At 47.7% G+C, this 13,199-nt stretch carries 10 protein-coding genes; 2 read left to right on the forward strand and 8 right to left on the reverse strand.

What is annotated here, in order from left to right; all coding sequences use genetic code 11:
• Positions 1 to 33: 33 nt before the first annotated feature.
• The 3 genes from BLQ44_RS07365 to BLQ44_RS07375 form a co-directional block, all read right to left on the reverse strand.
• Positions 34 to 1,158: a DctP family TRAP transporter solute-binding subunit gene (locus BLQ44_RS07365; protein ID WP_093193253.1), complete on the reverse strand. Its 1,125-nt coding sequence runs from the start codon at positions 1,156 to 1,158 to the stop codon at positions 34 to 36.
• A gap of 74 nt (positions 1,159 to 1,232) precedes the next feature.
• A complete protein-coding gene (locus BLQ44_RS07370) occupies positions 1,233 to 2,498 on the reverse strand; it encodes a TRAP transporter large permease (protein ID WP_093193254.1) in 1,266 nt (421 codons plus the stop codon).
• A gap of 30 nt (positions 2,499 to 2,528) precedes the next feature.
• Entirely contained in the window at positions 2,529 to 3,086 is a 558-nt protein-coding gene (locus tag BLQ44_RS07375) for a TRAP transporter small permease (protein ID WP_093193255.1), read from the reverse strand.
• Between the two features lie 320 nt (positions 3,087 to 3,406).
• Between BLQ44_RS07375 and BLQ44_RS16525 the strand changes: the two genes are divergently transcribed.
• Positions 3,407 to 3,583, forward strand: a complete 177-nt coding sequence (locus BLQ44_RS16525; protein WP_176757466.1) for an SE1832 family protein — start codon at positions 3,407 to 3,409, stop codon at positions 3,581 to 3,583.
• An 18-nt stretch (positions 3,584 to 3,601) separates the two neighbouring features.
• On the opposite strand, the gene BLQ44_RS07380 is transcribed toward BLQ44_RS16525, so the two are convergent.
• On the reverse strand, positions 3,602 to 5,452 hold the full coding sequence (locus tag BLQ44_RS07380; protein ID WP_093193256.1) for a cation:proton antiporter: 1,851 nt from the start codon (positions 5,450 to 5,452) through the stop codon (positions 3,602 to 3,604).
• 817 nt (positions 5,453 to 6,269) lie between these two features.
• Here BLQ44_RS07380 and brnQ point away from each other — a divergent pair.
• Entirely contained in the window at positions 6,270 to 7,592 is a 1,323-nt protein-coding gene (gene brnQ, locus BLQ44_RS07385) for a branched-chain amino acid transport system II carrier protein (protein ID WP_093193257.1), read from the forward strand.
• Positions 7,593 to 8,052: 460 nt separating this feature from the next.
• Here brnQ and BLQ44_RS16530 read toward each other — a convergent pair whose 3' ends face one another.
• The 4 genes from BLQ44_RS16530 to BLQ44_RS07400 all read right to left on the reverse strand — a co-directional run bounded on the left by BLQ44_RS16530 (position 8,053) and on the right by BLQ44_RS07400 (position 13,189).
• Positions 8,053 to 8,226, reverse strand: coding sequence for a hypothetical protein (locus BLQ44_RS16530; protein WP_176757467.1), 174 nt, complete (start codon positions 8,224 to 8,226; stop codon positions 8,053 to 8,055).
• Between the two features lie 57 nt (positions 8,227 to 8,283).
• Positions 8,284 to 9,525, reverse strand: a complete 1,242-nt coding sequence (locus BLQ44_RS07390; RefSeq protein WP_093193258.1) for an aminopeptidase — start codon at positions 9,523 to 9,525, stop codon at positions 8,284 to 8,286.
• 81 nt (positions 9,526 to 9,606) lie between these two features.
• Entirely contained in the window at positions 9,607 to 11,490 is a 1,884-nt protein-coding gene (locus BLQ44_RS07395; protein ID WP_093193259.1) for an ABC-F family ATP-binding cassette domain-containing protein, read from the reverse strand.
• Positions 11,491 to 11,755: 265 nt separating this feature from the next.
• Positions 11,756 to 13,189, reverse strand: coding sequence for an alanine/glycine:cation symporter family protein (locus BLQ44_RS07400; RefSeq protein WP_093193260.1), 1,434 nt, complete (start codon positions 13,187 to 13,189; stop codon positions 11,756 to 11,758).
• Between the last annotated feature and the right edge of the window lie 10 nt (positions 13,190 to 13,199).

The raw sequence follows: 13,199 nt of genomic DNA on the forward strand, positions 1-13,199 counted from the left end.
CCTCCATCGAGAGCGACTTTTTTCCTTACTTCCTTATTCTTCAGAACCGGAATCCTCTTCGGAATCAGATCCTTCCTCAGAAGAACCTTCCTCCCCGGAGCTTTCACCGGTTTCTGCACCTGTGATATCAGTGATTTCCTGTTCCAGCTTGTCGAGGATTTCCCCGTCTACTGTAGAAACTTCACTTCTATAGAAATCACGGACATCCATGGCTGCACTTCTGAACGCTTCGCGCTGCTCATCCGTCAGCTCAATGATTTCTGTAGGGTTCTCTTCATCTTCTTTGATGGTCTGTAACCATTCTTCGTTCTGAGCCTTCTGTTCTTCGAATACCCATTCCTGCATTTCTTCTACTGTTTCATCAATCGTGCTCTGCATTTCTTCATCCAGGCCGTTGTACCAATCAGAGTTCACGGTAGTCATCGCTACGTAGTTGTTGTGGTTCGAAATCGTCATGTACTCCTGAACTTCGTAGAAAGATGCGTCCCCGATAAAGAAGATCGGGTTTTCCTGACCTTCTACGGTACCACGGTCAAGCGCCGTGTATAGTTCACCCCAGCTCATAGACTGCGGATCTGCTCCATAAGCTCTGTAGGATTCAAGAATCAGAGGAGATGTCTGTGTACGCATTTTGAATCCTTCGAAATCAGACGGGGACTCAATCGCTGTACCGGAAGACGTCCACTGCATCGCACCTTCTGTCCAGTAAGCAAGTGGCGTGATACCATGCTCTTCATATTTCTCACGAAGATCTGTATTCAGGGCTTCACTGTTATTCAGTACTTCCTGAGTCTGCTCTACACTATCCGGGAAAAGGAAATGAAGCGCGAATAGCTGTCCTTCTTTAACCATGTTACCTGTGAAACCAGGGGACATGACTGCCATTTCTACAGCACCTGTTTCAAGCTGCTCTACCTGATCCGTTTCGTTCCCAAGCCCACCGAACTCATACGGCTCGATTGTAACTTGTCCATCTGTCTTTTCATTGATTCGATCAGCAAATTCCTGTGCATATTCATACTGTACCTGGCCGTCGACTTCTTCCGTTACCATTCTCCAAGTCTGGGACTCTCCGGAATCGCCTCCGTCAGCGGAGTCTCCTCCGTCCCCACCGTTGCCGCCACATGCAGCAAGGAATCCTGAAAGTGACAATGCCATGACACCAGTTAATAAACTCTTTTTGTTAAAAATGGTGAAAACCTCCCTAATTTTTTATAGATATACCTCACATGCTATAGGAGCATGAGTGATAACTCTTCAAAGTAAATCAGTAAAACAGCGATCGCTACCATCATAACGATATATGGCGGCGTGCCTTTAATAACCTCCAGATACGGTTTGTTGAAGACCGCACTGGCGGTGAATATGTCCACCCCGAATGGCGGAGTCGCAGAACCGAGAGCCGCCTGGAATGTGATGATGACCCCCAGATGAATAGGGTCGACACCGGCACTCATTGCTGCCGGATAGAAAATCGGTGTCAACACGAGTATTACTACAATCGGGTCGACGAACATACACCCGACGAAGAAGAATACGGATACCATGACAAGAACGAAAATAGCGGATGGGTCAGGACCGAGAACAGCCTCTGTAATCATTTGCGGAATTCTTGCAAACGAGATGACCCACGTAAACGCCTGTCCTCCGGCTACGAGAACGAATACAGCCGATGTCACGATACCGGTAGACCTCGCAATACTCGGTAACTGTTTAATATGAATGGATCTGTAAATAAGTACTTCTAAAATGAACGCATATAGAACAGATACTCCTGCTGCTTCTGTCGGACTGAAGAGACCTGTATAGATCCCTCCGATAACAATAACCGGAAAACCGATCGGTAGAAGAGCTTTCCTCGTCATCTGCCAACGTTCTTTCCACGTCGCTTTATTCGCAAGTGGTATGTCTTTTACAATGGCGTAACCTACGCTATAGATAGTGAATGCCAGGAATACGATGATACCTGGAATGATTCCTGCAATAAATAAATCTCCTACTGATGTACCGGACACAAGCCCGTACATGATCATTCCGATACTCGGAGGTACCAGAAGCGCAACATCACTCGAGTTGATTATGAGTGCCATTGCAGTAGGGTCTTTATAACCGATTTTCAAAAGTCTTTCTCGCATCGGTGTACCAATGGCTACTACTGTCGCCTGTGTAGATCCTGAAATAGCACCGAAAAGTGTACAGGCTGCTGCTGTCGTAACAGCGTAACCTCCCCGGATATGTCCAATGAAGGAACCGATGAAATCGAGGAGTCGGTTGGATGTTTTCCCGGTCGTCATGATGTCCGCCGCGAAAATGAACAACGGAACCGCCAGCAGAACGTAGGCTTCGATCCCCGTAGAGAACTGCTGCATCATTATCGTCGGGTCCATGTTAGGAAAATAGATGAAAAGAACAATTAGCGGTGCAACCATCAAAGGAACTAACATAGGGAAGTTCAGCAATAACAGGATGACCATAATTGTTAACATTGTCGCCAGCATATTGTTATCCTTTCTTCTTTGGAATAGTTACTACAGATGCCCTGTCTCTTCAATTTCCTGATTTTCCATATCGTTATAGTCTTTTGCATCTGTTCCTAGGTAAACGTTATCCCTGTCTCTGATATTGATCCACATATTACGGATAAACTGAATGCCTCCGAGGAAGAAGCCTATCGGAATGAACATATAGAGGATATATGTCGGCATCTGCAAAGCTGGTGTTACGCGTCCTGACGCTTTGATGTCAAGTACGTACAGCGTGGAGTAATATGCGAACGCAAACAAAATGATAGCGGTTAAAAGTGGGATGAAGATGGATAGTACTTTCCTTACTTTGAATGGGGCCATGTCATAAAAGGCGGACATACTGATATGCCTTCCCTTTCGAGCTGCATAGCTGATACCCATGAATGTAGCGATAGTGACGGATATCTGGCTGACCTCATCTGCAAAAGGTAATGTATAACCGAGCAATGTCCGGGTGATCGGTTTACTGATTACCATAAGTGCAATCAGGATGATCGCGTAGCTCAGGATGAATTCTTCCAGTTTCAATATTCCTTTGTCTAAAGCTCGAAACAATTTCAAGTTATGCTATACCCCCTCATTTTGTACGCAGGCCAATCGGACATCATCCATTGTACACAAGACGATAGATTGCCTCAAACCTGCTTAGTCAGCAAATACCCCCCTCTCCGTGGCTCAGGCAAGTATTTTCTTTATTATATAGAAAATAACACAAATATAATAGTGGGAGTGAAGGGTTTTCTTTGATTTTTTTCATTATTCGGACTTTTTGGTAGTGAAAAAATAAACAGGACCCATGCAAAAAGTCCTTCTTTTGCATCCTTTTATGTCCTTCTTTATAATTAAGTATAACACAAATGGACACAAGGAGGTAATCACGTATGTCTAAACAGGAACTGGAAGCCCAGATCAATGAACTGAAATCCGATTATGTAAGAATCCAGGGAGACCTCGATAAACTGGAAGCGAACGGCGGTAACGTCGAACGCGCAGAAGCCCAGCTTTCCCGTATCGAAACGGAACTGGCTCAACTGAAACAGGAATTACGAACGAAATAAGCAACAGGGAGGTTCTCCCTACTGCTTATTTTTTCGTTTCGTTTCAAGTTTTTCCTGGATCTTCTCGAACTCTTTGCTCGGCGGTGTCAGGGATACGACGATATCCCCACTCTCAGGGGCGAGCTCAGAGTGTTCCGTAAAGAAGTAGATCATCCCTGTCGCTTTCTTCTTCACGAACAGTCTGATCGCCTGATCATCAAGGTTATCGATGTAGTTCTGGTACGTATACTTCTGGGTAATGGTCGTCTTTCTCAATACGTAGCCGTTCTCCACCATCTCATTCAGCGGCTCCCACGTGATATCCTTCCGGAAAAGAATACGACCGCCGATCGTGTGATCCAGCCCTTCCAGATTGTCCCCCCGCTCATCGCTCAGGTTCAACTGAAAAGCATTGTTACGGCCGAATTCAGGCACGAATGTCGTACATACGAGAGCGTTGTAGGAATCGAGCTCCGTCGCAGCTACCAGGTATTCATACGGCGTCATATCAAGCGAATACTCCGTCTGTTCACTTAGCACTTCCCCGTGAAAAGTCTTCAGACCTTCGGAACGGGCTTTCGTCAGCTTTCTCCATGAAGAATCGACGATAATCACAGGAACATCCAGACTCTTAAGCGTAGAGGCAAGTTTCGTCGTAAACAGATTCCCTCCTACGATAAGCACTCCCGGTGGCCCTTCCTGGGAGAGGTTGAGTTTCTTGGATAACCACCCCATGGAAAAACCGTGAGCGACAACGGTCGTGAATACGAGGGCAAAGGTCAGCGATACGAGAATATTCGCATCTTCAAACCCTTCCTCTGAGAGGACTGCAGCGAAATAACTGGCGACTGTCAGTGCCACGATTCCTCGTGGAGCGATCCACCCTACCAGCAATTTTTCAGACTTCCTGAGATCTGTCCCGATCGTCGAAAGGAAAATCGACAGAGGACGGACGACAAATAGCATAATCAGCACGAAAGCGATGATCCCAGGCTGGAAAATCTCGATTAACGTTTCCCGTGTCAAAGAAGCCGTCAGCATAACGAATATCGCTGAAATCAGCAGAAGGGACATGTTCTCCTTGAAGTGTCTCATATCATCAATGGAAGAAATCCGCATATTCGCAAGCGTCATCCCCATGGCCGTAACGGACAAAAGGCCGGTCTCGTGCGTCACTTCATCCGCCGCCGTAAAGCAGACGATGACAGCGGCAAAAACGAACGGCGACTTCAGGAATTCAGGCACATATCCATTTTCGAACATATAACCGACGCCTTTTCCTAACCCATAGCCGATCACCACCGCAAACAAAGCGGCAAGGAAAAACGTAATCAAAGCGGACGGATCTACCGGGTCTCCCATCAGAAACACGATGATTTCAAACGTGAAGACGGCCAGCAGAGCCCCCAACGGATCCACGATGATTCCTTCCCATTTCAGAATTTTCGCCGGTCTCGGCTTAAGTTTGGCTTGTCGAAGCAAAGGCAGAATGACCGTCGGCCCCGTCACGATGAAAAGACCACCGATAACGAATGCTACCGCCACACTCAGCCCGGCTATGTAATGGGCTGCAAGGGACCCGAGGATCCACGCTATGAAAGCGCCGAGCGTAACAATCCGGAATACCGGTTTCCCCAGCCCTTTCACTTCTTTGAAATCCAGATTCAGACTCCCTTCAAACAGAATGACGGCTACGGCTAGACTGATCGTAGGAGAGTATAAATCCCCGAAACTTTCTTCCGGATTCATGAGACCGAAAAGCGGACCGGCCATCAGACCGACGATGGACATGACTACGATGGCAGGCAGACGAAAGCGCCACGCAATCCACTGCGACCCTACCCCGAGCAGCCCTATTATCGTAACTTGCAACAGCAAAGAATCAATCATATAACTAATCCCCTCATCTATAAGAGCGTAATATTCTCCATAATCATAGCCTTATTCTATCTGTTAGCAGGGCAAGTGTAAACTAATATAGAAAAGTGGCAGCCTCCCGCTTAGAAGCTTTATCATAAGTGGGCAGACTTGGCTTCGGGCGCTCTTTCCCGAAACACGGCTGACCACTTATGATACCAGCTTCTGGAGGCTGGAACTAGACAATATAGAAAAGTGGAGAAGAACGTTCAGAAGCTCAAATATAAGCGGACGAGCCTGGCTTTGGAATGTTCTTCTCCAAAACAGGATTGGCCGCTTATATTTCGGGCTTCTGTTCTTCGCAACTAGACAATATAGAAATGCGGACTCACCCCGCTTAGAAACCTCGAGTCTAAGTAGACCTGTCAGATGGAACTCATAAGTGGGCAGACTTGCCTTCGGGTGCTCTTTCTCGAAACACGATGATCACTTATTCGACGATTTCTTCCTATCTTTCTTTAAAAATCGGTAATAACTCTGGTTATGCGGCACTTTGTAATGGAAAAAGAACAAAAACCATTTCATTCGAAAAAATATGCGACACTTTTCTTATTCTCTGTAATGAAATTCATCGCATTAACCTTTATGAAGTACGTTTCGCTGGCGCTTCTCAGCGGTCATTCCCCCGTTTTAAAAATTATGATAAAAATAAATTGACATAGTTTTTCGACATTGATAATATTTACGTCGGCTTTTGAATTTATTTTCGAAAAATTATCATTATTCCTTTTATTGACAGACTATTCTGCAATTAAAATATCACATTTCCAACATTGGAGGATTGGCAGCTATGAAGAATTCAAACATCATTGCAGTAGGTTTTATGCTTTTTGCTATGTTTTTTGGTGCGGGTAACCTCATTTACCCTGCAGCTCTCGGGATGGAAGCCGGAACGAATTATCTTCCTTCCATTCTAGGGTTCATCCTTACAGGAGTCGGGCTTCCGATCGTGGCAGTCACCGCTGTTTCCTTGTCCAAAGGAGGAGCCATGGAGCTCGCAGGTAGAGTGCATCCCACTTTTGCTCTTGGTTTCATTTCCCTGATCTACTTGGCGATCGGTCCCTTTTTCGGTATACCGAGAGCGGCCAACGTCTCTTACGAGATGGGAGTAGCTCCCTGGAGCGGAGGAGTGAATCAGGGCGCGCTGCTGATTTTCTCTATCGTGTTCTTTCTGATCGTATTTCTTGTGAGTTGGAATCCTTCCAAGCTCGTGGATGTGGTAGGTCAGTGGCTCACGCCGATTCTTTTCTTATCCATTCTTTCCCTTGTGATCGGAAGCTTCTTTCTACCGACATCCAATATAGGAGCACCGGGAGAAAAGTATAGTAACGCTCCATTTTTCAGCGGATTCATTGAAGGATACCTGACCATGGACGCGATCGCCGGGCTCGCTTTTGGAATCATCGTCATCACCTCCCTGAAAGATAAGGGGACCACCGGTCAAAAGGAAGTGACGAAACAGACGATCAAAGCGGGCTCCATCACAGCTCTCGGGTTGGGGCTTGTGTATGGAGCTATAGGATGGATCGGTGTCAAAATGGCGCCCATCGGTGAGTACGATAGTGGAAGCATGTTACTTTCGAGTGCTGCAGAGACGATGTTCGGCTCTGCCGGCACTATGATTCTAGGCATCGTTGTGACGCTCGCCTGCTTCACGACTTGCGTGGGACTTACTGTCGCATGTGGTCAGTACTTCTCGAAGCGTGTGCCTGGACTTACGTACCTCCGGGTCATCACAGGAATAACTATTCTGAGTTTCGGCGTGACCAATCTCGGACTGAATCAGATCATCACTTATTCCGTGCCGGTGCTTACCTTCCTATATCCGATCGCTATCGTCCTGGTCATACTTGCGTTTCTTGGAAAACTGTTTCACCACTCCCCTTATGTATACAGAGGGGCCATCGCTTTCACAGCTATCGTCAGTCTCTATGACGGACTTCAGGCGTTGAACATCAACATAGCGCCTCTGACCTCCCTGGTCGAAGCTATGCCATTCGTATCCCTTGGGCTTGCCTGGGTCGTTCCGGCCATTACCGGTGGTGTCCTCGGTGGAATTATCGAATATATGAAGCAGACTTCTTCCTATGAGTTATCAAAAGAAAAAGGATGAGAGCTCCGATGCTCTCATCCTTTTTTGTTTTCACACGTAGAGGTTCTGCTTCTTTTGTCTAATTGTAGCATCCAGAAGCCCTAGCCATAACCAGGGTGTCTCCGCTTTTCGTGTCTAGCTGCGACATCCAGAAACCGGAGCCATAAGCGGAGTGTCTCCACTTTTCGTGTCTAGCTGCGACATCCAGAAACCGGAGCCATAAGCGGAGTGTCTCCACTTTTCGTGTCTAGCTGCGACATCCAGAAACCGGAGCCATAAGCGGAGTGTCTCCACTTTTCGTGTCTAGCTGCGACATCCAGAAACCGGAGCCATAAGCGGAGTGTCTCCACTTTTCGTGTCTAGCTGCGACATCCAGAAACCGGAGCCATAAGCAGAACCGATCAGAAAAAGGGTAGACCGCCTTTGTCTGACGGTTCTGCTTATGACTAAGGTTTCTAAGCGGGATGTCTTCGCCTTTCACTTATTCAACATCATCATAATCAGTTTCCTGAGCTTTATGACGTTGCTGGCAGTCTTTGCAGAGTTTGACTTCTTCCTCTTCTTTCGTCTTCAGCAGTGTGCCGCAGTGGTTACATTTCCCGAATTCGTTCGGGTTTGGCTGGAAGCCTGCTAGTTCGTGTTCCGGACCTGGCATACTATTCACTCCTCTTCTATTCGAGTCTGCCAATAATATACCCTTTCCTTCAGTCGCTTAACCTTGATTGAAATCCAGCGCCCAGCTTCCGTTTCTCATCACCGGTTCTTCTGTGCCGTCTTCATGCACACCATCGATATCCAATTCCCCGGAGCCCATCATGAAATCGACGTGAACGAGGCTGTGGTTCACACCATTTTCATCCAACTGTGCTTCGTCCATCTCCGATCCGCCTTGAACGTTGTTCGGATATGCTTTTCCGAGAGCCAGGTGACAGGAAGCATTCTCGTCGTACAAAGTGTTGTAGAAAATGAGTCCTGACTGGGAAATCGGTGATTCATGCGGAACGAGCGCTAACTCTCCAAGATGGGACGCTCCATCGTCTGTATCAAGAAGTTGCTCGAGCGTCTCCTCTCCCTGTTCTGCAGAGAAATCCACCACTTCTCCGTCTTTGAACGTCAGCGTGAAGTTATCGATGACATTCCCGCCGTAGTTGAGCGGTTTTGTACTGGAAACAATGCCGTCGACCCCGTACTTGTGAGGTGCCGTGAATACTTCTTCTGTCGGCATGTTCGGATTGAACGGTACCCCGTTTTCTGTCTCACTGGCTCCGCCTTTCCAAATGTGACCTTTCGGAAGTTGCACTGTCAGATTGGTACCCGGCCCCTGATAGACAAGCTCTTTGTATTGCTTTCGGTTCAGGAACTGACGAGCATTCTCCAGTGTTTCATTGTGCTCTTCCCACGCTTTGTTCGGGTCGTCTTTATCCACACGTACGATAGAAAAGATCTGCTCCCATAATTTTTCTTTCGCCGTTTCTCCGTCTTCCCCAGGGAAAATCTTCTTCGCCCATGCCGTGATCGGAATACTGACGATCGACCACTGGATCCGGTCATTCATCGTATAATTACGGAACTCCGCCATCGCTTCGCTGCGGGCTTTCTGAGCTGCAGCAATCTTCTTCGCATCGATGCTCTGAAGCAGGTCAGGGTCTGTCGCACGGATTGAAAGAAGAGCCATGCCTTCTTCTCCGAAAGACCTGAACATATCCTGCTGCCATTGTGGCACTTCTTTCAATGTTTCCGTGTCCGCATGCTCATAGCGAAGACGGGTCACTTCATCGTCCGACCAGTTGATATGTACATCTTTCGCACCCAGTTCGAATGCTTTCTTCGCTACGATACGAGTGAAGTCCGCTCCTTCTATCGTGGAATTAATGACAAGTTTTTGATCCTTTTGTATATTGACTCCCGTTCTGAGAGCCAGATCAGCGTACTTTTCCAGCATTTGTTGCTGCATCTGATTCATCACCTTTCCGTTTAGTATCCGCTTTCCATTATTTCATAATTGTATAAGCAATACAAAAGAGAGGCCCCTGTTTCAGGACCTCTCCATTTCTTCCACTAATTCAGACAATTCTTCCCACCGTTCCATTTTCCGTTCAAGCTCTTCTTCCTTTTCCTGCTGTTCTTTGTATAAGGCTTCCGCTTTGTCGAAATTACTGCCGGTGTCATTTATTTCTTTTTCAATTTCTTCGATACGGGTTTCTATGGCCATGATGTCATCTTCGATCGTCTTCCATTCCTGCTGATCCTGATAGGAAAGCTTCTTCTTCTTTTTCGGGCGCTGCTGCTTCTCGCCGGAAGTGGTCGCTACCTTTTTCTTTTCTTCTTTCTTCTCTTCCAGGTAGTCGCTATACGCACCCTGGAATTTCTGGACATTGCCGGTACTCTCTAAAGCAATCAATCTGTCTGCAATCCTGTCGAGGAAATAGCGGTCGTGGGAGACAGTGATGACCACGCCCGGAAAATGATCGATATAGTCTTCAAGAACACTCAACGTTTCCGTATCGAGGTCGTTGGTCGGTTCATCGAGGAACAGAACGTTCGGCTCTTCCATCAGAACTTTCAGCAGATACAACCTGCGCCGTTCTCCGCCCGAAAGACGACGGATATACGTCCACTGGTGTGACCTTTGGAAAAGAAAACGTTCCAGCATCTGCTCAGCCGTCACTTCCTGACCATCCTTCGTCGAGATGACTTCCGCTGTTTCTTTGATATAGCCGATCACCGTCTGATCGCCATCGAGTTCTTCATGGTCCTGCTTATAGTACCCGATTTTCACGGTCGATCCGATCGTTACGCTACCTTCTGTCGGTTCTCTTCTTTGTGCCATAATATTGAGGAGAGTCGTCTTCCCGGTTCCGTTCGGTCCGATGATACCGATCCGTTCTCCAGGAACGATAAGATCATTGATATGACGGAAAAGGAAGCGGCCTTCGAATTCCTGACCAACCTCCTCAAGCTCCATTACCTGTTTGCCGAGGCGCGTGGAAGCGGTGGCGATGTCCGCTTCTTCCTTCGTCGTTTCGAAGGTCTGTTCTTTCATAGCCTCTACGCGTTGCTTTCTCGCTTTCTGCTTCGTCCCGCGGGCCTTCACACCGCGCTTCAGCCATTCAAGTTCCTGCTTCAGAACGTTCTGATGCTTCTGTTCTCTCCGCTTCTCAAGCTCCTCGCGTTCCGCTTTTTTCTGAAGGAAGACTTCATAATTCCCTTCATACTGATAAAGCTCTCCTCTCTCCAACTCGAAAATCTTATTCGTGACGCGGTTGAGGAAGTAACGGTCGTGCGTTACGAGCATGAGCGCCCCTTTGTACTGCCCGAGATATTCCTCGAGCCACTCGATCGTTTCATTGTCGAGGTGGTTGGTTGGCTCATCCAGCAGCAACAGATCCGCCGGCTGCAGCAGTGCTTTCGCTATGGCCACACGCTTTTTCTGACCGCCCGAGAGTTCACTCGCTTTCTTGTCATAGGCTTCGATGCCGAGACGCGTAAGCACCTTTTTCGCTTCCGTACTCGCTTCCCACGCCCCGGCTTCTTCCATCTGTTCCTGAGCCTTCATCAGTTCTTCCTGCACGTCTTCGTCCTCTGGAGATACAGTCGTCTGCTGAAGCGCCTTCTCGTACCTGCGCAACACCTTCATCACCGCTGAATCTCCGTAATAGATCTGTTCGAAGACCGTTTTATCCTCTTCCAGTTCAGGTTCCTGAGGTAAATACTCCACGTGAAAATCCTTGGCATGATGAAGGTCGCCCTCATCTTTCGACTCTATACCCGCAAGAATTTTCAGAAGCGAGGATTTTCCGGTACCATTAACGCCGATCAGCCCGATCCGTTCCCCTTCTTCCACTGTGAAAGAAAGCTGATCGAATAACGTTTTATCGCCATACCCTTTGGCAAGATTCTCTGCAATAACTATACTCATATGATCCATCCTTTTCGTACAGACATCTATCTGTATTTTAGCATACTTCAGATATGCTTACCCGAAACCCGCTGTCGCCCTATGATTACGTCGTGAGGTCCGCAGAAACCTTCTTAAGGTCCGCAAACGTGTGTCGATTCAAGTCGAACGTCCGCAAAAAAGCACCACAGGTCCGCAAAAACCAGGTCAAAGTCCGCAACCACCTATCCACCTACCCATCTATCCATCCCATAAGAAAAAGCCGCCAGAAGAGGCGGCTCTATCTTCACTTATCTTTCTCACTTTTGATCGAATCGGTGCGCTTCCAGTATTCCATACCTTTCACACCGGGCAGATGATCCTGATAGAAGACCGGGTCTTTCCCTTGCCTGCGCTGATTCAAATAATCTTTCAGCGCCGCGTAAGCGATCTTAGACAACAGGAAGATAGCGTACAAGTTTATCAGTGCCATAATCCCCATCGTCATGTCCGCAAGCGACCACACAAGACCGAATTCGGCAACGGCTCCGAACATCACCATGAGCAGGACACTCGTACGATAAATGATTTTCAGTCTCCCGCTCGTGCGGATGAATTCAAGGTTCGTTTCCCCATAATAGTAGTTACCGATGATGGAGCTGAAAGCGAAAAGGAAGATGGCGACCGCAATAAAGATGGAAGCCCACTGTCCTATCTCATTCTCAAAAGCCATCTGGGTAATCTGAATCCCCTCTGCGCCTCCCGGATTCTTATATTCTCCGGAAAAGAGGATAATAGTTGCCGTAGCACTACAGATGATCAGCGTATCGATAAACACGCCAAGCGTCTGGATAAGCCCCTGTTTCACCGGGTGCGTCACTTCCGATGTAGCAGCTGCGTTCGGCGCACTACCCATACCGGCTTCGTTCGAGAACAGACCACGCTGCACACCGATCATGATCATTCCGCCGATAGTACCGCCTGCAAATTCACGAAAACCGAAAGCACTGGAAAAAATAAGACCGATCATATCCGGAACCTGCCCCAGGTTAAGAAACAGGACGTACAGAGCCAGAGCTACATAGAAAAACGCCATAATCGGAATGATAAATTGCGTCACCTGAGCAATTCTTCTCAGACCTCCGAAGATGATGGACGCTACGATAGCCGTCAAAATAAGCCCGAGCACCCAGCCATCGAGAGAAAACGAGCGTTCAAATGCTGAAGAAATCGTATTCGACTGGACAGAACTGAAAACAAGGCCGTATGTAAATGTGATCGTAATCGCAAACACGATTCCGAGCGTACGGTTGTTCAGACCTTTTTCCATATAATAGGCAGGACCCCCGCGATACTGATTGTACTCGGGTGTCTTGAATATTTGAGCCAACGTACTTTCGATAAAACTCGATGCTCCGCCGAGAACGGCGACAAGCCACATCCAGAACACGGCCCCCGGCCCGCCGGTGGAAACGGCTGCTGCCACACCTGCAAGGTTCCCTGTACCCACACGGGACGCTGTACTGATGGCAAATGCCTGGAACGCCGAGGTCCCTTTTTTCCCTTCTGCAGTGATCGATCGCTTATCGAACAACACCCGAAGCATTTCGGGAATCAGCGTGAACTGAGCGAATTTCAGTTTGATGGAAAACCATAGTCCCAGTCCAAGTAATACGATAATCAGTATGTATCCCCATAAGGCGTCATTGAGAAACCCGAGAACAGATTCAAATAAACCCATACTATATCCT

Origin of the sequence: Salimicrobium halophilum, assembly GCF_900100295.1 — a bacterium.
GTDB lineage: Bacteria > Bacillota > Bacilli > Bacillales > Halobacillaceae > Salimicrobium > Salimicrobium halophilum.

Excerpts from the sequence above, each read along its gene's own strand:
- BLQ44_RS07380 (WP_093193256.1), bottom strand. The coding sequence starts at position 5,452 with ATGATTGATTCTTTGCTGTTGCAAGTTACGATAATAGGGCTGCTCGGG.
- BLQ44_RS07400 (WP_093193260.1), bottom strand. The coding sequence starts at position 13,189 with ATGGGTTTATTTGAATCTGTTCTCGGGTTTCTCAATGACGCCTTATGG.
- BLQ44_RS07395 (WP_093193259.1), bottom strand. The coding sequence starts at position 11,490 with ATGAGTATAGTTATTGCAGAGAATCTTGCCAAAGGGTATGGCGATAAA.
- BLQ44_RS07365 (WP_093193253.1), bottom strand. The coding sequence starts at position 1,158 with ATGGCATTGTCACTTTCAGGATTCCTTGCTGCATGTGGCGGCAACGGT.
- BLQ44_RS16530 (WP_176757467.1), bottom strand. The coding sequence starts at position 8,226 with ATGCCAGGTCCGGAACACGAACTAGCAGGCTTCCAGCCAAACCCGAAC.
- BLQ44_RS16525 (WP_176757466.1), top strand. The coding sequence starts at position 3,407 with ATGTCTAAACAGGAACTGGAAGCCCAGATCAATGAACTGAAATCCGAT.
- brnQ (WP_093193257.1), top strand. The coding sequence starts at position 6,270 with ATGAAGAATTCAAACATCATTGCAGTAGGTTTTATGCTTTTTGCTATG.
- BLQ44_RS07370 (WP_093193254.1), bottom strand. The coding sequence starts at position 2,498 with ATGCTGGCGACAATGTTAACAATTATGGTCATCCTGTTATTGCTGAAC.
- BLQ44_RS07390 (WP_093193258.1), bottom strand. The coding sequence starts at position 9,525 with ATGCAGCAACAAATGCTGGAAAAGTACGCTGATCTGGCTCTCAGAACG.